The 23,214-nt window shown below is 67.1% G+C and carries 19 protein-coding genes; 17 read left to right on the top strand and 2 right to left on the bottom strand.

Going from position 1 to position 23,214, the window contains the following annotated elements; all coding sequences use genetic code 11:
- Positions 1–42: 42 nt before the first annotated feature.
- Positions 43–1,236 carry a M20 aminoacylase family protein gene (locus tag EPO41_RS12590; protein ID WP_296325495.1) on the top strand — a complete coding sequence of 398 codons (1,194 nt, stop codon included), beginning with the start codon at positions 43–45 and terminating at the stop codon, positions 1,234–1,236.
- Positions 1,237–1,242: 6 nt separating this feature from the next.
- On the opposite strand, the gene EPO41_RS12585 is transcribed toward EPO41_RS12590, so the two are convergent.
- Positions 1,243–1,674, bottom strand: a complete 432-nt coding sequence (locus tag EPO41_RS12585) for a hypothetical protein (protein ID WP_296325492.1) — start codon at positions 1,672–1,674, stop codon at positions 1,243–1,245.
- Positions 1,675–1,853: 179 nt separating this feature from the next.
- Between EPO41_RS12585 and EPO41_RS12580 the strand changes: the two genes are divergently transcribed.
- The 8 genes from EPO41_RS12580 to rbfA all read left to right on the top strand — a co-directional run bounded on the left by EPO41_RS12580 (position 1,854) and on the right by rbfA (position 11,022).
- Entirely contained in the window at positions 1,854–3,398 is a 1,545-nt protein-coding gene (locus EPO41_RS12580) for an acetolactate synthase large subunit (protein WP_296325490.1), read from the top strand.
- 19 nt (positions 3,399–3,417) lie between these two features.
- On the top strand, positions 3,418–4,146 hold the full coding sequence (trmB, locus tag EPO41_RS12575; RefSeq protein ID WP_296325488.1) for a tRNA (guanosine(46)-N7)-methyltransferase TrmB: 729 nt from the start codon (positions 3,418–3,420) through the stop codon (positions 4,144–4,146).
- 189 nt (positions 4,147–4,335) lie between these two features.
- Positions 4,336–4,701 (top strand): DUF559 domain-containing protein, encoded by a 366-nt coding sequence (locus EPO41_RS12570; RefSeq protein WP_296325485.1) that lies wholly within the window; start codon positions 4,336–4,338, stop codon positions 4,699–4,701.
- A 220-nt stretch (positions 4,702–4,921) separates the two neighbouring features.
- Entirely contained in the window at positions 4,922–5,431 is a 510-nt protein-coding gene (gene rimP / locus EPO41_RS12565; protein ID WP_296325482.1) for a ribosome maturation factor RimP, read from the top strand.
- 36 nt (positions 5,432–5,467) lie between these two features.
- The gene (gene nusA, locus EPO41_RS12560) at positions 5,468–7,006 is read left to right on the top strand and encodes a transcription termination factor NusA (protein ID WP_296325479.1); all 1,539 of its coding nucleotides are present in this window, start codon (positions 5,468–5,470) and stop codon (positions 7,004–7,006) included.
- Between the two features lie 16 nt (positions 7,007–7,022).
- Positions 7,023–7,661: an RNA-binding protein gene (locus EPO41_RS12555; protein ID WP_296325476.1), complete on the top strand. Its 639-nt coding sequence runs from the start codon at positions 7,023–7,025 to the stop codon at positions 7,659–7,661.
- Positions 7,662–7,693: 32 nt separating this feature from the next.
- On the top strand, positions 7,694–10,444 hold the full coding sequence (gene infB / locus EPO41_RS12550) for a translation initiation factor IF-2 (protein ID WP_296325471.1): 2,751 nt from the start codon (positions 7,694–7,696) through the stop codon (positions 10,442–10,444).
- A gap of 170 nt (positions 10,445–10,614) precedes the next feature.
- Positions 10,615–11,022, top strand: coding sequence for a 30S ribosome-binding factor RbfA (gene rbfA / locus EPO41_RS12545; RefSeq protein ID WP_296325469.1), 408 nt, complete (start codon positions 10,615–10,617; stop codon positions 11,020–11,022).
- On the opposite strand, the gene EPO41_RS12540 is transcribed toward rbfA, so the two are convergent.
- Entirely contained in the window at positions 11,006–13,225 is a 2,220-nt protein-coding gene (locus EPO41_RS12540) for a hypothetical protein (RefSeq protein ID WP_296325466.1), read from the bottom strand. The two genes, rbfA and EPO41_RS12540, sit on opposite strands and share 17 nt — an antisense overlap.
- Before the next feature lie 147 nt (positions 13,226–13,372).
- Here EPO41_RS12540 and truB point away from each other — a divergent pair, with 147 nt between their 5' ends.
- From truB to EPO41_RS12500, 8 genes are all read left to right on the top strand, one after another.
- Positions 13,373–14,278, top strand: coding sequence for a tRNA pseudouridine(55) synthase TruB (gene truB / locus EPO41_RS12535; RefSeq protein ID WP_296325463.1), 906 nt, complete (start codon positions 13,373–13,375; stop codon positions 14,276–14,278).
- A gap of 17 nt (positions 14,279–14,295) precedes the next feature.
- The gene (rpsO, locus tag EPO41_RS12530; RefSeq protein ID WP_295144842.1) at positions 14,296–14,565 is read left to right on the top strand and encodes a 30S ribosomal protein S15; all 270 of its coding nucleotides are present in this window, start codon (positions 14,296–14,298) and stop codon (positions 14,563–14,565) included.
- A gap of 218 nt (positions 14,566–14,783) precedes the next feature.
- Positions 14,784–16,922, top strand: coding sequence for a polyribonucleotide nucleotidyltransferase (gene pnp, locus EPO41_RS12525; protein WP_296325460.1), 2,139 nt, complete (start codon positions 14,784–14,786; stop codon positions 16,920–16,922).
- Between the two features lie 170 nt (positions 16,923–17,092).
- Positions 17,093–18,094: a tripartite tricarboxylate transporter substrate binding protein gene (locus EPO41_RS12520; protein ID WP_296325457.1), complete on the top strand. Its 1,002-nt coding sequence runs from the start codon at positions 17,093–17,095 to the stop codon at positions 18,092–18,094.
- A gap of 205 nt (positions 18,095–18,299) precedes the next feature.
- Complete coding sequence (locus EPO41_RS12515) at positions 18,300–18,941, top strand: protocatechuate 3,4-dioxygenase (RefSeq protein ID WP_296325454.1); 642 nt, start codon at positions 18,300–18,302, stop codon at positions 18,939–18,941.
- A gap of 94 nt (positions 18,942–19,035) precedes the next feature.
- Positions 19,036–19,542 (top strand): sigma-70 family RNA polymerase sigma factor, encoded by a 507-nt coding sequence (locus tag EPO41_RS12510; RefSeq protein ID WP_296325453.1) that lies wholly within the window; start codon positions 19,036–19,038, stop codon positions 19,540–19,542.
- A gap of 94 nt (positions 19,543–19,636) precedes the next feature.
- Entirely contained in the window at positions 19,637–20,617 is a 981-nt protein-coding gene (locus EPO41_RS12505) for a FecR domain-containing protein (protein WP_296325451.1), read from the top strand.
- A gap of 217 nt (positions 20,618–20,834) precedes the next feature.
- Complete coding sequence (locus EPO41_RS12500) at positions 20,835–23,213, top strand: TonB-dependent receptor (RefSeq protein WP_296325450.1); 2,379 nt, start codon at positions 20,835–20,837, stop codon at positions 23,211–23,213.
- The last annotated feature ends 1 nt before the right edge of the window (position 23,214 follow it).

The raw sequence follows: 23,214 nt of genomic DNA, 5'->3' as shown, positions 1-23,214 counted from the left end.
CGTCGCGTTTCCTTTTACGACTGCCGACGCTAGTCTCCGCTCATGACCCGTTACACACCCGAACTTCTCGCCGACGATCTGGCCGATCTCACCGCCATCCGTCGTGACATCCACCGCCATCCCGAAACCGCCTTCGAGGAGGAGCGGACCGCCCAGATCGTGGCCGACAAGCTCACCTCGTGGGGCATCAAGGTGCATCGCGGCCTCGCCACGACCGGCGTCGTCGGCACCCTGAAGGGCAACCGGCCGGGCCAGAAGACGATCGGGCTGCGCGCCGACATGGATGCGTTGCACCTGCAGGAGAAGAACGACTTCGACCACGCCTCGACAATCCCGAACAAGATGCATGCCTGCGGCCATGACGGACACACGACGATGCTGCTGGGCGCGGCCCAGCGGCTCGCGGCGGCGCCGGACTTCGCCGGTACGGTGCACTTCATCTTCCAGCCCGCCGAGGAAGGTCTCGGCGGCGCGCGCGTGATGATCGAGGAAGGCCTGTTCGAGAAGTTCCCCTGCGACGTGGTCTACGGCATGCACAACATGCCGGGCTTCCCGGTCGGCCACTTCGCCATCCGGACCGGCGCCATGCTGGCTTCGTCCGACAGCTGGGAAGTCGTGTTCAAGGGCACCGGCGGCCACGGCGCCATGCCCGATCGCGGCACCGACCCGACCTTCGTGGCGGCGCAATTCATCGTCGCGGTTCAGGGCATCGTCGGCCGCAACGTGCCGTCGAGCCAGGCCGCGGTGCTGAGCGTCGGCCACATCGCGGCCGGCACGCCGGGCTCGCCCAACGTCATTCCGTCGGAAGTGCTGATCCGCGGCACCGCCCGCAGCTTCTCGGCCGACGTGCGCAACCTGCTGGAACGGCGGCTGGCCGAAGTCGCGTCGGGCATCGCGCAGGCCGGCGGCTGCGAGGCGATCAGTAAATATCACCGGCGCTATCCGGCGCTGGTCAATGCCGCCGAGCAAACGTCGGTCGCGGTGGAGGCTGCGGCGCTGACGGTCGGGCGCGAGCATGTCGAGGCGAACACCTCACCGCTCGCCGGCGCCGAGGATTTCGCCTTCATGCTGGAGAAGAAGCCGGGCGCCTACATCATGATCGGCAACGGCGGCGCCGGCGAGGGCGGCTGCCAGAACGTGCATTCGCCGCTCTACGACTTCAACGACCAGATCCTGACGACCGGCGCGGCCTACTGGATGAACCTCGTCCAGCTCGAGCTGGGCGACGCGGCGTAGCCTGTATCAGCCGGCGTGGTCGAACGACCACCCGGCATCCGCCTGGTCCCAGGTGATGCCGTCCTGAACGTGCATGACGACGTGGGCATCGGCGCCGAAATCATAGACGGCGGCACTCTCGTGCATTGCGAAGGGCTCTTCGCTCGCAGGCAGCATCAAGCCGTCGGACAGATTGCTGAGGGCGACCAGGGCATCTTCGCCGACCGAAGGCAGGACGTCGGCAGCAGCACCCGCGACACCGTCGACGAATACTTGGCCAGGTTCGCCGTACAGGCGGTCGAGCGGTGCGCCATAGGAAACGGCATCGACGCCGGCTTCGGCCCAGTGCGAAGCAGGGGTGGCATAGATCGGCAGGTCGCGGCGGTCGAATTCGACGAGGTCGGCGCCGACGAGGAAAAGCGGGTCGGCCGAGCTGTCGGAAGGATCCGAATGGCTCATGGAAAAGTCTTTCGTACTAAAGAATTCAAATAATGGTTCACATATAGCAAATAAGCCGTTGAGAATGAAGAGAGAACGTTCATTCCGCGGAATTATTCGGGCATTCCGGAGCCTTGGGTTAACGGCGCGAGTGGCCTAGGGTGCCGCCGATTCTGAATCATTCGCGTTTGGGGAAGTCGATGAACGGAGCTGAAAGTCTGGTCCGCACCTTGGTCAAGGGCGGCGTCGAGGTCTGTTTTGCCAACCCCGGCACCTCGGAAATGCATTTCGTGGGCGCGCTCGACCGGGTCGAGGGCATGCGCTGTGTGCTCGGCCTGTTCGAAGGCGTCTGCAGCGGCGCGGCCGACGGCTATTACCGCATGACCGACAAGCCGGCCTCGACCCTGCTGCACCTCGGCCCCGGCCTCGCCAACGCGGCGGCCAACCTGCACAACGCCAAGAAGGCAGGCTCCGGTGTCGTCAACATCGTGGGCGAGCACGCGCTCTATCACATCAAGTACGACACGCCGCTCACCGCCGACATCGAGGGCATCGCCCGTCCGTTCTCCCATTGGGTGAAGACCTCGCCGACGTCCAAGACGGTGGCGGGCGACGGCGCGCTGGCCATCCAGGCCGCCAACGTGGCGCCCGGGCAGATCGCGACCCTGATTTTGCCGGCCGACACCGCCTGGGGCGAAGCCGATGGCCCGGCCGAGACTCCGGCCGCGCCGGCGCCGGCCAGGCCCTCCAACGAGACGGTGGTGGCCGCCGCCAAGGCGCTCAAGATGCCGGGCGCCATGCTGTTCATCGGCGGCCGGGCGCTGCGCGCCCGCGGCCTCGAGCTGGCCGGCAAGATCGCCGCCAAGACGGGCTGCAAGGTGCAGGGAGCCGGCGGCACGGCGCGCATCGAGCGCGGCGCCGGCCGCATCCCGGTACTGCGCCTGCACTTCGTGGTCGAGAACGCGCTGGCCCAGCTCAAGGGCACCAAGCAGATGGTGCTGTGCGGCGCCAAGGCGCCCTTCGCCTTCTTCGCCTATCCCGGCAAGCCGTCGGTCCTGTCGCCGGACGATTGCGAGATCTCGACGCTCTGCCCGGTCGAAGGCGATCCGATCGGCTCGCTCGAGGCGCTGGCGATGGAACTCGACGCGATGAACGTGAAGCCCGAAGGCGTCGCGCAGCCGAGCCGGCCGGAACGTCCGACAGGCAAGTTCACGCTCGACGGGCTTGGCCAGGCGCTGGGCGCGACGATGCCGGAAGGCGCCATCGTGGTCGACGAGTCGGTCACCACGGGCCGCGGTTTCTTCCCGTTCAGCGCCGGCGCCCCGCCGCACGACTGGCTGAACAACATGGGCGGCTCGATCGGCTTCGGCGGTCCCGTCGCCGTCGGTGCGGCCGTGGCGTGCCCCGACCGCAAGGTCATCTGCATGATCGGCGACGGCTCGGCGATGTACACGATCCAGTCGCTGTGGACGATGGCGCGCGAGAATCTCGACGTCTGCGTGATGATCTTCTCGAACCGCTCCTACAACATCCTCTACAGCCAGCTCGCCGATGTCGGCGCCGCCAACCCCGGCCCGCGCGCCATCGACATGCTGACCCTGGACCGGCCGACCCTGCAGTTCACCGACCTGGCGAAGGGCATGGGCGTGGCGAGCGGCAAGGCGACGAACCTGGATGAGCTCACCAAGCAGCTCACCTACGCCATGGCGCACAAGGGCCCGTACCTCATCGACGTGATCATGTAGGGATCTCCCCGGAAGCATCATGGAAGAAGCCCGCCGACGCACGCTGCATGGCCGTCGACGGGGCAAGAAACTGCGGGCCGGGCAGCAGTCGCTGCTCGACACGCTGCTGCCTCGCCTCGAAGTCGCCCTGCCGGCCGAACCCATCGTCACGCCCGACAACGAGGTTGCCGAGAGCGCCGCGAAGATCGACCTCGCGCGCCTTTTCGGCGGCACGTTGCCGCCGGACGGCGTCTGGCTGGAGGTCGGCTTTGGCGCCGGCGAGCATCTCGTCTGGCAGGCCGAGCAGCACCCGAAGGTCGGGCTGATCGGCTGCGAGCCCTACATCAACGGCGTCGCCAAGTGCCTGGCGCATATCGAGCGGACCGGCGTGTCGAACATTCGCCTGTTCACCGACGACGCCCGCTTCGTGATGCAGGCCCTGCCGCCGCGGTCGCTGTCGCGCGCCTTCGTGCTGTTCCCCGACCCCTGGCCCAAGACGCGCCATCACAAGCGCCGCTTCGTGCAGCGCGCCAACCTCGACGTGCTGGCGCGGCTGATGAAACCCGGCGCCGAACTGCGTCTGGCCACCGACGATCCGAGCTACCTGCCCTGGATGGTCGAACATGCCTGCCGCCATGCCGACTTCGAATGGCTGGCCGAAAGCCCCGCCGACTGGCGCACCCGCCCCGCCGACTGGCCCGGCACGCGCTACGAACAGAAGATGCTCGCCGGCCACGAGCCGGTCTTCCTGCGGCTGCAGCGTCGCTGACCCCTCCGTCGGCGTATGACGCCGCCACGTCCCCATCGGAATGGGGGAGGAATACGAGAGTCGCCAAAGCCTTCCTCCCCATTCAAATGGGGAGGTGCCCCGGAGGGGCGGAGGGGTCAGAGAGGGGTTGCCACTTTGGGTAGCGTAGCCAGCCATACTTTCTCCCAAAATGGCCGCCTGATTACCCGGATGCGCCGATACGCCAGAAGCCTGCGGAAAAGCCAGACTGATGCCGAACGCCTGCTCTGGAGCCGGCTGCGCCGGCGCCAGCTCGCCGGCTTCAAGTTCCGGCGGCAGCATCAGGTGGGACTCTATATTTGCGATTTCGCCTGTGTGGAGGCGCTGGTCGTCGTCGAACTCGACGGCAGTCAGCACGCGGAGAACCTGGATTACGACCTGCGCCGGGACCGGTTCCTGAGATCGGCGGGCTTTCGGGTGCTGCGTTTCTGGAACAACGAGGTGATGGGCCGCACCGAAGAGGTGCTCGACACGATCCATGCAGCACTGAATAGGAAGCCTGACCCCTCCGCCCCTTCGGGGCACCTCCCCATTTGAATGGGGAGGCTTAAGAGTATCTCCACCATATATAGAGTGCAGCTCAGGTCCCCCCATAGAGGGTGCTGGAATCCCTTGCCAGTTGGCAGGGAGGAGCCTATATGCGCGGCATCCTCATCGGGTTCACGGGATGAACCAAAGAAAAAGAGTGGGCCGCAAACCCGCTCTTTTCATTTGGCCCCATTCCAATTCGCCCAAACTGCCGAGAAGTGCCAACCGCGTGACCGATCTGCTGCGTCGAATCGAAGACATCGTTGCCCCGACGATTGTCGGCATGGGCTTCGAGTTGGTTCGCGTCGCCATGAGCAAGGGCGGGACCCTGCAGCTCATGATCGAGCCCGCCGACGGAAGGCCGCTGGACGTCGAGGATTGCGCGACCGTGTCGCGCGCGGTGTCGGCCGTGCTGGATGTCGAGGATCCGATCCCCGAGGCCTACACGCTGGAAGTGAGCTCGCCCGGCATCGACCGTCCGCTCACCCGGCCCAAGGATTATGCCCGCTGGGCGGGTCACATCGCCCGCCTCGAGACCGCGCTTCCGGTCGAGGGACGGCGGCGTTTCAAGGGAACGCTGCTCGGCCTGGAGGACGGGCTGGTGCGGCTGCGCCTCGACGACGGCAAGGAAGCAGCGGTGCCGCTCGAGGCGGTGACGCGCGCCAAGCTCGAACTGACCGACCGCCTGATCGAAGAACACCGCCTGACCGCCGAGGGGGCGGCCGGGCAGACCCACTGAACGGACTGGCTAAAGCTTAAGGAAGAGGGAAGAGACATGGCGACGACAGCCGATATCCCGCGCCTCGAAATGCTGCAGGTGGCCGACATGGTCGCCCGCGAAAAGGGCATCGAGCGCGAGGAAGTGCTCGAGGCGATGGAGCAGGCCATCCAGAAGTCCGGCCGCGCCAAGTACGGGCTGGAGCACGACATCCGCGCCGAGATCGATCGCAAGACCGGCGAGATCAAGCTGCTGCGCTACATGCAGGTCTCGGACGTGATCGAGAACGAGAACACGCAGGTGTCGGTGGCCGACGCCCAGCGCCGCAATCCCGAGGCCCAGGTCGGGGACTTCCTGACCGACGAGCTGCCGCCGATCGACTTCGGCCGCGTCGCCGCCCAGACCGCCAAGCAGGTGATCACGCAGCGCATGCGTGAGAGCGAGCGCAAGCGCCAGTACGAGGAATTCAAGGATCGCGTCGGCGAGATCGTGTCGGGCGTCGTCAAGCGCGTCGACTACGGCAACATCACCGTCGACCTGCAGCGCGCCGAGGGCGTGATCCGCCGCGACGAGACGATCCCGCGCGAATCCCTGCGCGTGAACGACCGGGTGCGCGCCTACATCTTCGACGTGCGCGAGGAGCCGCGCGGCCCGCAGATCTTCCTGTCGCGCAGCCATCCGCAGTTCATGGCCAAGCTGTTCACGCAGGAAGTGCCCGAGATCTACGACAACATCATCGAAATCAAGGCGGTCGCCCGCGATCCCGGCAGCCGCGCCAAGATCGCGGTGCTGAGCCACGACAGCTCGATCGACCCGATCGGCGCCTGCGTCGGCATGCGCGGCAGCCGAGTCCAGGCCGTCGTGCAGGAGCTGCAGGGCGAGAAGGTCGACATCATCCCGTGGTCGAGCGACACGGCCAACTTCATCGTCAACGCGCTGGCGCCCGCCGAGGTCAGCAAGGTGCTGATGGACGAGGAGAAGAACAAGACCGAGGTCGTCGTTCCCGACGACCAGCTGAGCCTGGCGATCGGCCGCCGCGGCCAGAACGTCAAGCTCGCCTCCCAGCTCACCGGCTGGGAAATCGACATCATGACCGAGACCGAGGAGAGCGAGCGCCGCCAGAAGGACACGCGCGAGCGCACCGAGCTCTTCAAGGCCACGCTCGATGTCGACGACGTGATCGCACACCTGCTGGTCGCCGAGGGCTACGCCACGGTCGAGGACGTTTCCGAGGCCGCGGTCGAGGACCTGGCCGGCGTCGAGGGTTTCGACGAGGAGATCGCCACCGAGCTGCAGCGCCGCGGCCGCGAATATCTCGAGAAGCGCGACGCCGAGCTGGCCGAGCGTCTGGCGTCGCTGGGCGTCGCCGAGGACGTGGTCAATGCCGAGGGCCTGACCCTGCCGATGGTGGTGGCGCTGGGCGAGGCGGGCGTGAAGACGCTCGACGACCTGGCCGACCTGGCGTCCGACGAGCTGCGCGAGATCGTGGGCGAGAGCACCATCGATAACGACGCCGCCAACGCCATCATCATGAAGGCGCGCGAGCACTGGTTCGCCGACGAGGCCGCTCCGGCCGACGAAGCGGCGAAGTCCTGACGGGAGAACCGCCCCCTTGATCGCATCCTCCGCTCTTGCCTTCGACATGACGGAACCCCATCTCACGGCTCCCCTTCCCGGCCCGGTGCGCACCTGCATCGCGACGGGCGAGGCGGGTGCGCCGGAGAAGATGATCCGGTTCGTCGTCGGTCCGGAGGGTGAGGTCGTGCCCGATCTGGCGCGGCAGCTGCCGGGGCGCGGCATGTGGGTGCGAGCCGAGCGCGCGGCGCTCGAACGGGCGGTCGAGAAGAAGCTGTTCTCCAGGGCTGCGCGTGGGCCGGTGAAGGCGTCGGCGGAACTCGTGGACCGGGTCGAGCGGCTGCTGCTGGAAAGAGCCCTGGCCGATCTCGGCCGGGCGCGCCGCGCGGGGCGTGCGGTTGCGGGCTTCGTGAAGGTCGAGCAGATGATCGGCCGCGGACAGGCAGGGCTTCTCGTCGTTGCAGACGAGGCCGAAGGCGATGGGCTGCAGAAGCTGCGGGCGACCGGCCTGCCGCTCGAGCGGCTGGGCGATGCGGCCGCGCTGGGCGGAATCTTCGGCCGCGAACAGGCAGTCTACGTGGCGATCGCGCGCGATGATGCGGGCGGGGCCTTCATTGAACGAATTTCTGTCGGAGCGGCGCGCTGGCGCAGCTTCCGGCTGAACGGCGCCGGTTGACGGGCCGGGGCGGACCAAGGACAACAGCCGACATGACGGAACAGAACGAACAGAACAAGACGACCAAGCCGCTGACCCTCTCGACCACGCGCACGGGCGCGGCGTCGAAGGCAGACGCGACGCAGGTGCGCCAGAAGTTTTCGCACGGGCGTACGCGCGCGGTAACGGTCGAGGTCAAGAAGCCGGTGAAGCGCGCCGGGACGGCTCCCGCGGCAGCGGCGACGCCTGCCCCCGTGGCGCCCACGCCGGCTCCCGAGCCGCCGAAGCCTGCTGCCGCTCCGTCGGCACCTGCCGGCCGCACCCTGAACCTGCGAAGCGGCGGAAGCGGCGCGCCCGCTTCGGCTCCCAGCCGGAGTTCGGGACCGGCTCCCGGCCGTTCCTCGGGGCCTGTTCGCCCCGGCACCTCCGGCGGTCGCGGCATCGTGCTGCGCACCCTGACCGAGGAAGAGAAGGAAGCGCGCGCCCGGGCCTTGGTCGACGCCAACCGCGACGCGGAGATCGCGCGCAAGCGCGCCGCTGAGGAAGCGAGCCGTCGCGCCATCGAGGAAGAGGCTCGCGCCAAGGCCGACGAAGAGCACCGCAAGCGCCTGGCCGAGGAAGAAGCGCGCAAGAAGGCCGAGGAAGAGGCCAAGCGCAAGGCCGACGCGCTCGTCCAGAAGCGCCTCGACCAGGCCTCGACGGCTGCGCCGGAAACGCCGATCGCCCGTCAGACGCAGGAAATCGGCGCCCGCCCGGCACCGCCGCCCGCGGCTCCCGCCCCGGCGGCCCCGGCCGCGCCGATTCGCCGTCCGGCCCCGCCCCCCGCAAACCGGCCGCCGCCGCGGATGCCCGTGGTCATCAAGCGTCCCGCACAGCCGACGGGTGCTCGTCGCGAGGCGCCGAAGCGCCGCAACGACAAGGTCGACGTCGGCCGCGCGGTCGCCGGCGAGAACGATTTCCGCAGCCGGTCGGTGGCGCAGCAGCGCCGCCGCCTGGAGCGCGAGCGTCGCCAGCAATTCGGAAGCGAGCCACAGCAGAAGGTCTATCGCGAAGTCACGATTCCCGAGACGATCACCGTCCAGGATCTCGCGGCGCGCATGTCCGAGCGCGGCGCGGACGTCATCAAGACGCTGATGCGCATGGGTGTGATGGCCACCATCAACCAGGCGATCGATGCCGATACGGCCGAGCTGGTCGTGACGGAGATGGGCCACCGCTCCAAGCGCGTCACCGAAGGCGACGTCGAGACCGGACTTGCCGATGTTCCCGATGCCGACGAGACGCTGGTTCCGCGTCCGCCGGTGGTCACGATCATGGGCCATGTCGATCACGGCAAGACCTCGCTGCTCGACGCGCTGCGCGCCACCGACGTGGCGGCGCACGAGGCCGGCGGCATCACCCAGCATATCGGCGCCTATCAGGTGACGTTGCCCTCGGGGCAGAAGATCACCTTCCTCGACACGCCGGGCCACGAGGCGTTCACTGCCATGCGCGCCCGCGGCGCCAAGGTGACGGACATCGTCGTGCTGGTGGTGGCCGGCGACGACGGCGTCATGCCGCAGACCAAGGAAGCGATCGCCCACGCCAAGGCGGCGGGCGTGCCGATCATCGTGGCCGTCAACAAGATGGACAAGCCGGGCGCCGACGCGAGCCGCGTGCACAACGAGCTGCTGCGCGAGGAGATCCAGGTCGAGGCGCTGGGTGGCGACATCCAGTCGATCGAGGTCTCGGCGACCAAGCGGATGAACCTCGACAAGCTCGAGGAAGCCATCCTGCTGCAGGCCGAGGTTCTCGAACTCAAGGCCAATCCGGAGCGCGCCGCCGATGGCGTCGTGATCGAAGCCAAGCTTGATCCGGGCCGTGGCTCGGTTGCCACGGTGCTGGTGCAGCGCGGCACTCTGAAGGTCGGCGACATCCTGGTGGCTGGCTCCGTCTGGGGCCGCGTGCGCCGTCTCGTCGACGATCACGGCCAGGCCGTGGAGCATGCGGGTCCGGCCTTCCCGGTCGAGGTCCTGGGTCTTGCCGGCACGCCGCAGGCGGGCGACGAATTCCACGTCGTCGAGAGCGAAGCCCGTGCGCGCGAGATCTCCGACTTCCGCGCCCGTCGCGATCGGCAGCTCGAGCTGGCGCGTGCCGCGGGCGGCCGCGGCACCCTCGAGGAGATGATCAAGGGCATCCGCGAAGGCACGGCCAAGGAACTGCCGGTGCTGATCAAGGCGGACGTGCAGGGCTCGGCGGAAGCGCTGGCCGGTGCGCTGGGGCGCCTCGGCACGGAGAAGGTCATCACCCGTGTCGTCTACAGCGGCGTCGGCGGCATCAGCGAAGCCGACATGACGCTGGCCAAGGCGTCGGGTGCGCTGATCATCGGCTTCAACGTGCGTGCGAACCCGCAGGCGCGCGAGATCGCCAAGCGCGACAAGGTCGACATCCGCTACTACTCGATCATCTACAAGGTGACCGAGGACATGCAGGCCCTGATGGTCGGCCTCCTCGACCCGACCTACAAGGAGACGCTGGTCGGCAACGCGCAGATCCGCGAAGTTTTCAAGGTCACCAAGGCCGGCAACGTCGCGGGCTGCATGGTCACCGATGGCAAGGTCACGCGAGGCAACAAGGTTCGCCTGCTGCGCGACAATATCGTGATCCACGAGGGCACACTGAAGAGCCTGCGCCGCTTCAAGGACGAGGTGAAGGAGGTGCAGCATGGCTTCGAATGCGGCATGGCCTTCGAGAACTACGAAGACATGAAGGTCGGCGACATCGTCGAATGCTTCGACGTCGAGCAGGTCCAGCCGACGTTGTAATGGAGTTCCCTCCCCCGCCGCCGGGGGGGGGGCGCCGTCTCGCGGCTTGTAACCAAGCCGCTGAGGCGACGGAGGGATCTTGGTCCCGCCGTCGCATTTGACCCCTCCGTCGGCGCAGACGCCGACACCTCCCCATTTGAATGGGGAGGAGTAGTTAAAGAGGTAACGCCATGTCGCGGCGTCGCTCGTCCGACAAAGAACATCGCGCCCCCGGCCAGCGTCAGCTCCGGGTCGGCGAGGAGATTCGCCATCTGCTGGCCGAGCTGCTGGAGCGCGGCAACATGCGCGATCCGGACCTGCGCGACGCCTCGATCACCGTGACGTCGGTCGACATCAGCCCCGATCTGCGCAACGCCACGGCCTACGTCATGCCGCTGGGCGGCGCGGACAAGGAACGGCTGCTGGCCGCGCTGCGCCGGGCGGCGCCGTGGTTCCGTGGCCGGGTCAGCGAGAAGGCGGGCCTGCGCAGCGCGCCCGAAATCCGCTTCGACATCGATCGCACCTTCGACGAGGCCGACAAGATCGGCGCGTTGCTGCGCCGGCCCGACGTCGCGCGCGACATCAAGGACGACGATTGAGGTAATACTCGTCGCGCGGAAAGAAATCGGTGTTGGGCGAGTCCGTCGGCACCGTCTTGCCGTCGTTCAGCACCTCGATCGTCTTGTCCTCGAACCACTTCGCTAGCTCGGCCTTGTCGATCCGCGCCGCCGTGAGATGCGTGGCCACGTCGGGCTGCGCCAGCAGGGCGGCGATCTTCTCGCGGCTGTAGGGAATCGGCCGGTCGCTGCCCAGCATCGCCGGATGAACCATGGTGACGTAGGGAAAGACCGAGCGGAAGGTCGCCACCGAGCGCTCGGTCGGCGCCCATTGCACGTAGATGCCACCGGGCGCCAGCTTTGCCCGCACCTGCTCGAAGAACTCGCGGCTGTTCAGCAGGCCCGACAGCGCGGTCTTGGGCAAGATCGCATCGGCCTCGATCACGTCGTAGCGCACCGGGTCGAGCGCCAGCGAATGGCGGCCGTCGGCCACCGTCACGTCGAAGCGCTTGCTCGACAAGAGCTCGACGACACCCGACTTGCCGCCGGCAGCGGTGTAGGTCTTCAGCGTCTCGATCACCGGCGCCACGATCTCGATCACCTTCACCTTGTCGGTCGCGGGATTGAGTCCCGCGGCATAGGGCGTGCCGCCGGTGCCGGAGCCGATCACCAGCACGCGCCGGGGTGCCTCGTGGGTCAGCGGGCCGATGGCGCCGAGATAGGCATGGACGGTGTCGAAGGGCAGGCGGCTCTGCGAATGGCCCTGGATGTACAGGCGGCCGTCATCGTTGCCCGACATCTTGAGCAGGCTGAGGCCGGTCTTGTCCTCGGCCACGATCGCCTTCTCGGTGGTCAGCCCGTGCAGGCGACGCCAGAAGGCCTCGCCCCCCGGAAAGAACAGCAACCCCGCCACCAGCACTCCGGCCGGCAGCCAGGCCCAGCGTGTGGCGCGGGGTCCCGCGAACTGCAGCACCGCGAAGGCGAGGCCGATGGCGACCAGCAGCTTCAGCGTGCCGGCCGTGCCCGCGAGGTCGAGCAGCAGCAGGCCGGCCACCAGGCTGCCCATGCTGTTGCCGACGATGTTGGCGAGCTGCACCAGGCCCACCCGGCTGCCCAGCCGGTCGAGGTCGCGCTGCACGGCTTTCTGCACCACCGGGAACGAGAAACCCATGATGAACGAGGCCGGCAGCACGACGATGGCGAGCAGCAGCACGATCAACGCCGGGTCGGCCGTGTTCGGCCCCATGATGTCGCGGTCGACGAAGGTGGCGGGCAGGAGTCCCGCGCCGATGCCGAGATAGACGAACCAGGCGCCGGCCAGCGCCAGCGCCGTCGCGATGCCCTGCATCAGGAAGAAGAAGCGCCTTGGGTCGGCGATGCGGTCGATGACGCGCGCGCCGACCATCAACCCCGCCGCATCGCCCAGCAGGAACACCGTCAGCACCAGCGGGAAGCTGTAACCGTTGGATTGCAGCAGCACGCCGATCAGCCGGTACCAGACGATCTGCAGCGCGACGATCAGGAAGCCGCTGATGAAGACCAGCACCGACCAGCGCCACACGATTCCGTCCGCCGTCTCGGGCGTCGCCGTCTTCTTCGTCGGTCCTGGAGCTTCCAGGTCGAGGCCGCGCGCCAGCAGGAGGCCGCCCCCCGCCACGACGAGATTGATCAGGGCGCCGAGGTAGACCGCCTTGTCGAAGCCCACCGTTCCGATCAGGTACCAGCCGCCGAAGAAGGCGCCGACGCCCGCGCCCAGCGTGTTGAGACCGTAGAGCCAGCCGATGAGCTGCGCCGAGCCCGAGATCTGGCTGACGATCGCCTTGGAGAGGAACGGCAGCGAGCAGCCCATCAGGAAGGTCGGCCACAGCAACCCCGCGAAGACGATGGCGAAGATCACGCCACGCGATTCCGCGAGCGGCAGCAACTCGCGATAGATCACGTCGTAGTAGAGCCACGGGCTGAGCACGGCGAAGACCGCGATGCCGACTTCACAGATCGCAAAGGCGATCAGGGCGGCCCGGCGCGACAGGCGGTCGGCATAGAAGCCGGCGGCGAGGCTGCCGATGCCGAGACCCAGCAGGAAAGCCCCGACGACCAGCGCGGCCGCGATCGTATCGGCGCCGGCAAACAAGCCGAGGAGCCGGTGCCAGGCGGTCTGGTAGATGAGGGCGGCGGCTCCCGAGAGGAAGAACAGTCCGAAAAGTATCGTCTGCCGGATCCGATCCGACTGCAGCCCAAGTGTCATGTTTGCAGCCTGCCTGAAGCGACGGCTGGCGCGCAACGTCTTGTCGGCTTAAACGGGCGCGATGGAATTCAAGAATCAGAGGAGCGCGCCACTCCAGTGGCGCTCGGAGGGGCCGTCGAAGAAGCGCCACTGGAGTGGCGCGCTCCAATGAGCCGTCGGAAGAAAGGCGAGAAGGTCGACGGGTGGATCGTGCTCGACAAGCCGGTCGGGCTGGGCTCGACGCCGGCCGTGAGCCGCGTGCGCCGGCTGTTCGGTGCGCAGAAGGCGGGGCACGGCGGCACGCTCGATCCGCTGGCCAGCGGAATCCTGCCGATCGCGCTCGGCGAGGCGACCAAGACCGTGCCCTTCATCATGGATGCCCGGAAGGAGTACCGGTTCACCCTGCGGTTCGGCGAAGCCCGCTCGACCGAGGATGCCGAGGGCGACGTGACGGCGACCAGCGACGTCCGGCCGACGGATGTCGCCATCCAGACCGCGCTCCCGGCGTTCCTGGGTGAGATCGAGCAGCGGCCGCCGGCCTTCTCGGCGCTGAAAATCGACGGCCAGCGGGCCTATGATCTCGCCCGAGCCGGGGAATCAGTCGAACTGAAGTCGCGCCGGGTCCTGATCGAGCGGCTGGAGATGGTCGGTCGACCGGATGTGGACCACGCGGATTTCGTGGTCCAGTGCGGCAAAGGCACCTATATCCGGTCCCTCGGGCGCGATCTGGCGCTGGCGCTCGGGACCGTCGGACACCTGTCGGCATTGCGCCGGACGGTTGTGGGACCCTTCCGCGAAGAAGGGTCCATTTCGCTTCCCAAACTGGAGGCCCTCGGGCATATTCCCGCGCTCTTCGGGGCCCTGGCTCCCGTTGCGACCGCGCTGGACGACATCCCGGCGCTGGCCCTGACGGAAGCCCAAGCGGACCGGTTGCGCCATGGCCAGCCGGTGCTCTTGACCCGGGACGCACCGCCGTCCGGCGCTCTTGTTCGCGCCGAAGTCGGCAGCAGGCTCGTGGCGCTGGTCCGTTCGGACGGCGCCGCTCTCCAGCCGGTGCGCGTGTTCAACCTTTAGTTTTCAGGAGATGACCGATGTCGATTACAGCCGACCGTAAGGCGGAGCTGATCAAGTCGTATGCCCAGGCCGAAGGCGACACGGGTTCGCCGGAAGTCCAGGTCGCGATCCTCAGCGAGCGTATTTCCAACCTCACCGAGCACTTCAAGGGCCACGCGAAGGACCATCATTCGCGCCGTGGTCTGCTGAAGCTCGTCGGCCAGCGCCGCCGGCTGCTCGACTACCTCAAGTCGCGTGACAGCAAGCGTTACGAGACCTTGATCGAGCGTCTGGGTCTGCGTCGCTGATCCAACGGCCCCGTCCCCTCATCAAAAAAAGTGAGGGACGGGGCCTTTTCGCGTCGCGTCGTCGGTCCCCGTGAGTTCGGCCGTCTGACGCGACATCGCAGTAACCGGGAAGGCAGGGGCGAGAGCAAACGCCTGGCCCGGTCCTGTCGGCGCAAGGGCGCCGATGGGCGGTCGCAGCCAAACGGGGGCAGGCGACCGTGACGGAAAGGATGAATGAGATGTTTGAAGTCTTTCGCAAGGAAGTCGAGTGGGCCGGGCGCAAGCTCGTGCTCGAGACCGGCAAGATCGCGCGCCAGGCCGACGGCGCCGTAATGGCGACCTACGGCGGCACCACCGTGCTCGCCGCCGTCGTGTTCGAGAAGAAGCCGAAGCCCGGCCTCGACTTCTTCCCGCTGACCGTGAACTACCAGGAGAAGGCCTTTGCCGCGGGCAAGATCCCCGGCGGCTTCTTCAAGCGTGAGGGCCGTCCGAGCGAGAAGGAGATCCTGACCTCGCGCCTGATCGATCGCCCGATCCGCCCGCTGTTCCATGAGAGCTATCGCAACGAGACGCTGGTCGTCGTCACGACGCTGGCCCACGATCTCGAGAACGATCCCGACATCCTGGCGATGGTCGCCACGTCGGCGGCACTCACGATCTCGGGGGTGCCCTTCATGGGCCCGATCGGCGCGGCGCGCGTCGGCTATGCCGACGGCAACTACATCGTGAACCCGACCCGGGCGCAGATGGAGACCAGCGTGCTCGATCTCGTCGTCGCCGGCACCAAGGAAGGCGTGCTGATGGTCGAATCGGAAGCCAAGGAGCTTTCCGAGGACGTCATGCTGGGCGCCGTCATGGAGGCCCATCGCTCGTTCCAGCCGGTGATCGACGCGATCATCCAGCTCGCCGAGCACTGCGCCAAGGAGCCGCTGCCGCTCACCGATCCGTCGGAAGCGTCGAAGACCGTGGCGGACAAGCTCAAGGCCGACATGCGCGGCAAGCTGGTCGAGGCGTTCGCCGAGACCCAGAAGCAGGCCCGCCAGGCCAAGATCGGCGAGGTGAAGTCCGAGGCGAAGAAGCTGTTCGAAGGCGACGAGGCCGCCCTGGCCGCGTTCGGCGAGCAGTTCGGCAACCTCGAGGCCGACGTCGTGCGCAACGCCATCCTCGACACCGGCAAGCGCATCGATGGCCGCGACACCAAGACCGTCCGTCCGATCGTGGCCGAAGTCGGCATCCTGCCGCGCGCCCACGGCTCCTCGCTGTTCACCCGCGGCGAGACCCAGGCGCTGGTCGTGACCACGCTGGGCACCGGCCAGGACGAGCAGATCATCGATGCGCTCGAGGGTGAATACCGCGAGCACTTCATGCTGCACTACAACTTCCCTCCCTACTCGGTGGGTGAAGTGCGCCGCATGGGCTCGCCCGGCCGCCGCGAGATCGGCCACGGCAAGCTCGCCTGGCGCGCGCTGCGCCCGATGCTGCCGTCGAAGGACAAGTTCCCGTACACGATCCGGATCGTGTCGGAGATCACCGAGTCGAACGGCTCCTCCTCGATGGCCTCGGTCTGCGGCGGTTCGCTGGCGCTGATGGACGCCGGCGTGCCGATGGAGCGTCCGGTGGCGGGCATCGCCATGGGCCTGATCAAGGAAGGCGACCGCTACGCCGTCCTGTCGGACATCCTGGGCGACGAGGATCATCTCGGCGACATGGACTTCAAGGTGGCCGGCACGGAGCGCGGCATCACCTCGCTGCAGATGGACATCAAGATCACTTCGATCACCGAGGAGATCATGAAGGTCGCTCTAGGCCAGGCGAAGGACGGCCGCATCCACATCCTGGGCGAGATGGCCAAGGGTCTGGGCGGCGCGCGTGAGGGCGTTGCATCGACCGCGCCGCGCATCACGCAGTTCACGATCCCCAAGGACAAGATCCGCGAAGTGATCGGCACGGGCGGCAAGGTGATCCGCGAGATCACCGAGCAGACCGGCACCAAGATCGACATCGAGGACGACGGCACGATCAAGGTCGCGGCGGTGGATGCCAAGGCCGGCCAGCGCGCCATCGACTGGATCAAGGGCATCGTGGCCGAGCCGGAAGTCGGCGTGATCTACACCGGCAAGGTCGTGAAGACCGTCGAGTTCGGCGCCTTCGTGAACTTCCTCGGTGCGCGCGACGGCCTCGTGCACATCTCGGAGCTGGCGCCGCGCCGCGTCGCCAAGGTGACGGACGTCATCAAGGAAGGCGATCAGGTCAAGGTCAAGGTCCTGGGCGTCGACGACCGCGGAAAGGTCCGCCTCTCCATGAAGGTGGTCGACCAGGAGACCGGCGAGGACATCTCGAACAAGCAGGTTGAAGCCTCTCCCGCCGGCGGCGAGTAGGACTTCCACCGATCGGTAACGGAAACGGCGGCCCACGGGCCGCCGTTTTTGTTGATATTGGAGCAAGGCCAAAATCGAAGTTCGTCGTCTCTCCACTTCGCCTCGCTGCGCAAAGCCGGTGGGGATCCTGTTCTGCTAGCATGCGGTCCGACTATTGCTTGGGGTGAAGCATGAAGATCACGCGGCGTTTCCTGACGAACCTCCTGGGCGCGGCCCCTCTCGCGGCTGCGGTCCAGGCCCAGGCCCAGTCTCCGACCCAGTCCCAGAATGACTGGCCGACGCGGCCGGTGCGCTTCCTCGTGCCCTGGCCGGCCGGCGGGCTGAACGACGTGATCGCGCGGGCGTTCAACGACAAGGTCTCGGCGGCGCTCGGCCAGACCGTGATCACCGATTTCAAGGCCGGCGCCGCCGGCCGCATCGGCGTGACCGAGATCGCCAAGGCGAAGCCCGACGGCTACACGATCGGCATGGGCAACCTCGGCCCGCTCACCATCTTCCCGTCGCTGTACAAGCAGATGCCCTACAGCGTGAAGGACGACCTGATCCCGATCACCATGTTCGCCGCCTCGCCGCTGGTGTTGGTGGTCGCGGGCAACTCAGCCATCAAGACGGCGCAGGAGCTGATCGACGCCGCCAAGGCCAGGCCCGGCGTGATGAACTTCGCGTCGGTCGGTCCGGGCAGCCCGGCCCATCTCACCTTCGAGCTGCTGAAGAAGCGCACCGGCATCGACGTCGTGCATGTGCCGTTCAAGGGCACCAACGAATCGCTGCCGGCCCTGTTCGCGGGCGACATCCAGACGACCTTCGACACGCTGCCGAGCCTGCTGCCGCACATCCAGGCGGGAAAGTTGCGGGCGCTGGCGGTGACGACGCTGCAACGCGTGCCGCAGCTGCCCGACGTGCCGTCGCTCAAGGAACTGTCGCTGGCCGATTCCGAGGTGGTTTCGTGGTACGCGCTGATCGCGCCGGCCGGGACGCCGCAGCCGATCGTCGACCGGCTCTACAAGGAATATACCGCGGCGGCGCAGACGCCCGCCGTGCAGAAGCTTCTGTCGGACCAGGGCCTCATCTACCTGCCCAACACGACGGCGCAGTTCCAGGCGCGCATCGCCGAGGAGACCGCACGCTGGGCCCAGCTCATCAAGGAGAACAATCTCCAGCTCGATCAATGATGCCGTGCTTCACAACAACTACCTCATCCTGAGGAGGCGCGAAGCGCCGTCTCGAAGGATGGGCAACAGACGCAGTGCTCGTTCCCACCCTTCGGGACGCGCTCCGGCGGAGCGCTCCTCAGGGTGAGGGAGTGTGGTTCGACGAAAGGCGGAACGACGTGGCGGCGGCCTTCGGGCCGCCGTTTTTGTTTGCGTATTTCCTCGCATGACGAAGCTTCCGAATCTTTCCCGCCGCACCATGCTGGTCGGCGCCGGCCTCGCGCTGGCGCCAGCCCTGCCGTCCTTTGCCGCCGGCCTCGTGCCGACGCCGGCGCAGACCGAGGGGCCGTTCTATCCGGCGGGCATTCCGGCCGACATCGACAACGACCTCGTGCAGGTGCGCGGACAGGCGGCGCAGGCGATGGGCCAGGTGCTGCACCTGCAGGGGAGGGTGATCGACCTGAGCGGCGGCGCGCGCAACGGTGCGATGATCGAGATCTGGCAGTGCGATGCGCAGGGCCTCTACGATCATCCGCGCCAGCCCGGCCGCGACCGGCGCGATGCGGCGTTCCAGGGCTATGGCCGCATGCTGGTCGATGCCGGGGGCCGCTACAGCTTCCGCACCCTGAAGCCGGTCGCCTATCCCGGCCGCACGCCGCACATCCATCTCAAGGTGGCGACCGGCGACGGCCGGACGCTGACCAGCCAGTTCTACCTCGCGGGCGATCCCCAGAACGAGCGCGACGGCGTGTTCAGGCGTGCGATCGGCACACCCGGCCAGCGCGAGCGGATCGAGATGAAGCTGGAGCCGGCATCGGGCCTGGAGCCCGGCGCGCTGGCTGCTGCGATGGATATCGTGATCGCCTGACGCCAGGCTTTGTGATTGCGAACGGTTCGCAGCTGGAATAGCGTGCCACCGCCCGTGCACCACCGCCGGGCAGGTGGGAGTTCCGGACAGGCCCGTGGCGTCGGACACGACAGCGCTCTTCGTCGAGCATCGCGGCTCGCTGGTGAATTATGCCACCAGCCTCGTGGGCTCGCGGGCCCATGCCGAGGATCTCGTGCAGGAGGCTTGGCTGAGGCTCGAGCGGGCGGTGGAGCAGCACAGCGTCCGCGAGCCGCTCAACTATCTCTACCGGATCGTCCGCAACCTCGCGCTCGACCGCAAGCGCGCGGCGTCGCGCGAGAAGCAATGGCATGCCGATGGCGGGGCCAGCGTCGCATCGGTGCTGGCCCAGCGCGAGCCGGCGACGCCCGAGGCCGAGGCACTGCACCGGGACGAGCTGCGGCTGCTCGCTGCCGCGCTGGAGGAGCTACCCGAACGCACGCGCATCGCCTTCGGCATGCACCGTATTGGTGGCTACAAGCTGCGCGAGATCGCCGCCCATCTCGGCATATCCCTGCCGCTTGCCCAGACCCTGGTGGCCGAAGGCCTGGAGCACTGTAAGGAGCGGTTGGGCTTGGCTTGAGCGAAGCAGCCGAAAATTTCTAGAAAATCAGAACGCGAAAGCGTCATTCACAGGGCACGTGTCGCCACAGGCCGGCGGTACTGCGAGGAGAGGGATGGAAGGCGAGCCGATTTCGGCGAGGAAGCGTGCAAGCCGGGAAGCGACGGAATGGTCGATCCTGCTGCATGACGATTCCGACAACGCCGACCTGCGCCGTCGCTTCGATACGTGGCGCGCGGCGAATCCGCTCCATGCCGAGGCCTGGAGCGCGACCGAGCGTGCCTCGGGCCTTGCCGCCGAGGCGTTACCGGCCTTCGCCCACGAATGGCCGGCGCAGGCTGAGCGCTTGCCCGATACCTTGCCGGCCAAGCGCTCCGCGCGACGGCCGGCCTGGTTCGTTCCTGCGGTATCGTTCGCGCTCGCTGCGGCAGCGGCTTTCGTAGCGGCGCCGGTCGTGCTCCTGCGCCTGCAGGCTGATCATATTGCCGACACGGCCGAGGTTCGCACCATTCCGCTCGAGGATGGCAGCGAGGTTACCCTTGGACCGGCCAGCGCCATCGCGGTCGCCTACCAGGCGGCAGAGCGTCGCGTGAAGCTGCTGGAGGGTGAGGCTTTCTTCGCCGTGAAGCCCGACCCTCTGCGTCCGTTCCGGGTCGAGGCACGCGCTGTCGAGGCGTCGGTGCTCGGCACGAGCTTCGACGTGCGTCTCGACGAGGGCGCCGTCACGGTCGCCGTCGCGGAGGGCAAAGTGCGCGTCACCGGCGCGGCGACGCCCGAACTGCTCGGAGCCGGCCAGACGGTCAGGGTGGATCGAGCAGGCCTCGGCACACGCGGCAGCGAGCCGCCTGAAATGGTATCGGCCTGGCGCCACGGCCAGCTCTATCTCCAGAACCGCGCACTCGGCGAGGCGGTCGACGACCTGCGCCGCTACTTCCCCGGATCGATCGTCATCGCCGATCTCGGACTCGCCGGCAGGCCGACCACCGGCGTCTTCAACCTTGGCGATCCCGAGGAAGCACTGCGCGGCATGGCGCAAGCGCACGGCGCCACGGTGCGACGCGTCACGCCGTGGCTGCTTATCGTCTCGCGCCTATGATCCGCCGCCGAACAATTTCTAGAAAAATCCCCGAGGTCGTCGTCGCTCCTGCGGGAGAGAGCGATTGAGAGGCGATTGCAGCAACTGAAGCTGCCGGCCGGCCGATTGCTCTGATTTCGATTGGAGTTTCGGCGTGGTCTCTGTCTCTGGTGGTTCGGTACTTCGTCGGGCTCTTCTAGGGCCTGTCGCCGCCTTCGCAATCTCCGGCGCTCCGGCCGTGATTGCGCAGAGCGACGTCCTTCAACTCGGTCAGGCTGCTCCGCAGCGCGCCTTCAACATTCCCGCTCAATCGCTCGAGCGCGCGCTGATCCTGTTCGGCCAGCAGTCCGGTCGACAAATAGCGGCTGACGGAACGATGCTGCGTGGCGTCTCGACGTCGGGCGTACAAGGTACGATGTCGGTAGAGGAGGCGTTGCGGCGACTGTTGGCCGGCACGGGCCTTACCTACAGCGGCATCGATGGCGGCACGATTACGCTCCAGCGCGTTGCCCAGATAGGCGGCCAGAACGTTGTGCAACTCGACCCTGTGCAGGTGCAGGGATTTCCGGTGCCGTTGCAAGCGATGATCGACAACATCCCGCCGCCTTATGCCGGTGGCCAGGTCGCCACCGGCAGCCAGCTTGGATTGCTGGGCAATCGCGGTGTAATGGACACCCCGTTCAACCAGACGAGTTACACCGCGAAGAAGGTGCAGGATCAGCAGGCGAAGACCATCCAGGACGCCTTGATCGACGATCCGTCGGTGAGGACCGGTCGATCAGAGAACACCACCGGCAGCGATCTGCTGAAGATCCGCGGCTTCAACGTCGATATCGCGAGCGCCGCCTATGGCGGTCTCTACGGCATGCTGCCGCTTTCTTCGCCCAATGCCGAGCTTGCGGAGCGTGTCGAAGTGCTCAAGGGGCCGAGTGCGATGCTGAACGGCATGGCGCCGGGCGGCTTCATCGGTGGAACGGTCAACGTCGTCGCCAAACGCGCGCCCGACGAGCCGCTGAGCCAGGCCACCGCGAATTATCTGTCGGCCGGACAGTTCGGTGGCCACGTCGATGTCGCCCGCCGCTTCGGTGAAGAAAAGCAGTTCGGCATCCGCTTGAACACCGTCTTCCGCGCCGGCCAGACGGACCTGCAGTACAATTCAGATCAAAGATTCATGACTGTGCTCGGGCTGGATTATCGCGGTGAGCGTGTGCGCTTGTCCGCCGACCTGGGTTACCAGGATCAGTATCGCGTCGGCGTCACCCCCTTCCTGGCCTTGGCCGCGGGCGCGAATCTTCCCTGGGCGCCGCCTGCCCGCAACAACCCGACGGCGCAACCCTGGAGCAACTCCTATCGCAAGGATCTCTTCGGCGTGGTCAGGGGAGAGGTCGACCTGGCGGAGAATGTCACGGCCTATGCCGCGTTCGGCGCTCACGATTACCGCAACATGGGCAACTATTCCCTCGTCACGATCATCAACAACTTCAACGGCGCCTCGTCGTCGTTTGCTCCCCAGAGCGACAGTTTTTACCAGATCAATCTCACGGGCGAGGTCGGCGTGCGCGCCCTGGCCCAGACGGGGCCAGTCGGCCACGAACTGGCGCTCACCGCCACGGGCTTCTGGTCGACCCTCGGAAACGGCTCCGTCCAGGCCCCGGGCGGGACATTTGCGACCAGCATCTACAACCCGACCATCATCGCACAGCCGAACATTCCAACGCCGGCCTCGAACAAGACGTCGTCGCAGGGACTCACGAGCATCGGAATCGCCGACACGCTTTCGGCCGCGGACGGGCGCGTGCAGTTGACGGCTGGCGCGCGCCTGCAACAGGTCCAGGCGACCAATTTCAATGCCGTCAGCGGTGCGGCGACATCGAGCTACGACCAGAGCGCCATCAGCCCGTCGGTGGCGCTGGTGTTCAAACCCTGGGAGAAGGTGTCGCTCTACGGCAACTTCATCCAGGGCCTGCAGCAGGGATCCATCGTCGGTCCGGGCTTCACCAATGCCGGCACCATCTTCCCGCCCTTCAAGTCGACGCAGTTCGAGGCCGGCGTGAAGGTGGACTGGGGCAAGCTCACGACGACCGCGAGCATTTTCCAGATTTCGCAGCCCAGCATTCTCACCAACCTGGCGACCAACACGCAGTACCTGGGCGGTGAACAGGTGAACCAGGGCTTCGAGTTCAATTTTTTCGGTGAAGTGACGGAAGGCTTCCGCGTGCTCGGCGGATTCATGCTTCTCAATGCCGTCCTCACCAAAACCCAAGGGGGACTGACCGACGGCTGGATCGCACCCTTCTCACCCGGCGCGCAGTTCAATCTGGGTGCCGAATGGGACCTGCCATTCGTGCGCGGTCTGACCCTGAACAGTCGCTTCGTCTACACCGGCACCCAGTATTTCGACACGCTGTCGCCCCGGCGCCAGCTTCCCGAGTGGACGCGCTTCGATCTCGGTGTGCGCTATGCCTTCGATAATCCGGGCGCCGCCGGGAAGCTCCTGGTGGCCCGGCTCAACGTCGAGAACGTGCTCGATCGCAGCTACTGGGCCGGCGGCACGAACACCCTCCTCAACCTCGGCGCCCCGCGTTCGTTCCGCCTGTCGCTGACGGCGGACTTCTGAC

Origin of the sequence: Reyranella sp. (genome assembly GCF_004297265.1) — a bacterium.
In the GTDB taxonomy this organism is placed as follows: Bacteria; Pseudomonadota; Alphaproteobacteria; order Reyranellales; family Reyranellaceae; genus Reyranella.
This window is presented reverse-complemented; position numbering and strand designations above follow the sequence as displayed.

Excerpts from the sequence above, each read along its gene's own strand:
- EPO41_RS12580 (WP_296325490.1), top strand. The coding sequence starts at position 1,854 with ATGAACGGAGCTGAAAGTCTGGTCCGCACCTTGGTCAAGGGCGGCGTC.
- rbfA (WP_296325469.1), top strand. The coding sequence starts at position 10,615 with ATGTCGCGGCGTCGCTCGTCCGACAAAGAACATCGCGCCCCCGGCCAG.
- EPO41_RS12585 (WP_296325492.1), bottom strand. The coding sequence starts at position 1,674 with ATGAGCCATTCGGATCCTTCCGACAGCTCGGCCGACCCGCTTTTCCTC.
- pnp (WP_296325460.1), top strand. The coding sequence starts at position 14,784 with ATGTTTGAAGTCTTTCGCAAGGAAGTCGAGTGGGCCGGGCGCAAGCTC.
- trmB (WP_296325488.1), top strand. The coding sequence starts at position 3,418 with ATGGAAGAAGCCCGCCGACGCACGCTGCATGGCCGTCGACGGGGCAAG.
- EPO41_RS12570 (WP_296325485.1), top strand. The coding sequence starts at position 4,336 with ATGCGCCGATACGCCAGAAGCCTGCGGAAAAGCCAGACTGATGCCGAA.
- EPO41_RS12515 (WP_296325454.1), top strand. The coding sequence starts at position 18,300 with ATGACGAAGCTTCCGAATCTTTCCCGCCGCACCATGCTGGTCGGCGCC.
- truB (WP_296325463.1), top strand. The coding sequence starts at position 13,373 with ATGAGCCGTCGGAAGAAAGGCGAGAAGGTCGACGGGTGGATCGTGCTC.
- infB (WP_296325471.1), top strand. The coding sequence starts at position 7,694 with ATGACGGAACAGAACGAACAGAACAAGACGACCAAGCCGCTGACCCTC.
- rpsO (WP_295144842.1), top strand. The coding sequence starts at position 14,296 with ATGTCGATTACAGCCGACCGTAAGGCGGAGCTGATCAAGTCGTATGCC.
- nusA (WP_296325479.1), top strand. The coding sequence starts at position 5,468 with ATGGCGACGACAGCCGATATCCCGCGCCTCGAAATGCTGCAGGTGGCC.
- EPO41_RS12590 (WP_296325495.1), top strand. The coding sequence starts at position 43 with ATGACCCGTTACACACCCGAACTTCTCGCCGACGATCTGGCCGATCTC.
- EPO41_RS12505 (WP_296325451.1), top strand. The coding sequence starts at position 19,637 with ATGGAAGGCGAGCCGATTTCGGCGAGGAAGCGTGCAAGCCGGGAAGCG.
- EPO41_RS12540 (WP_296325466.1), bottom strand. The coding sequence starts at position 13,225 with ATGACACTTGGGCTGCAGTCGGATCGGATCCGGCAGACGATACTTTTC.
- EPO41_RS12520 (WP_296325457.1), top strand. The coding sequence starts at position 17,093 with ATGAAGATCACGCGGCGTTTCCTGACGAACCTCCTGGGCGCGGCCCCT.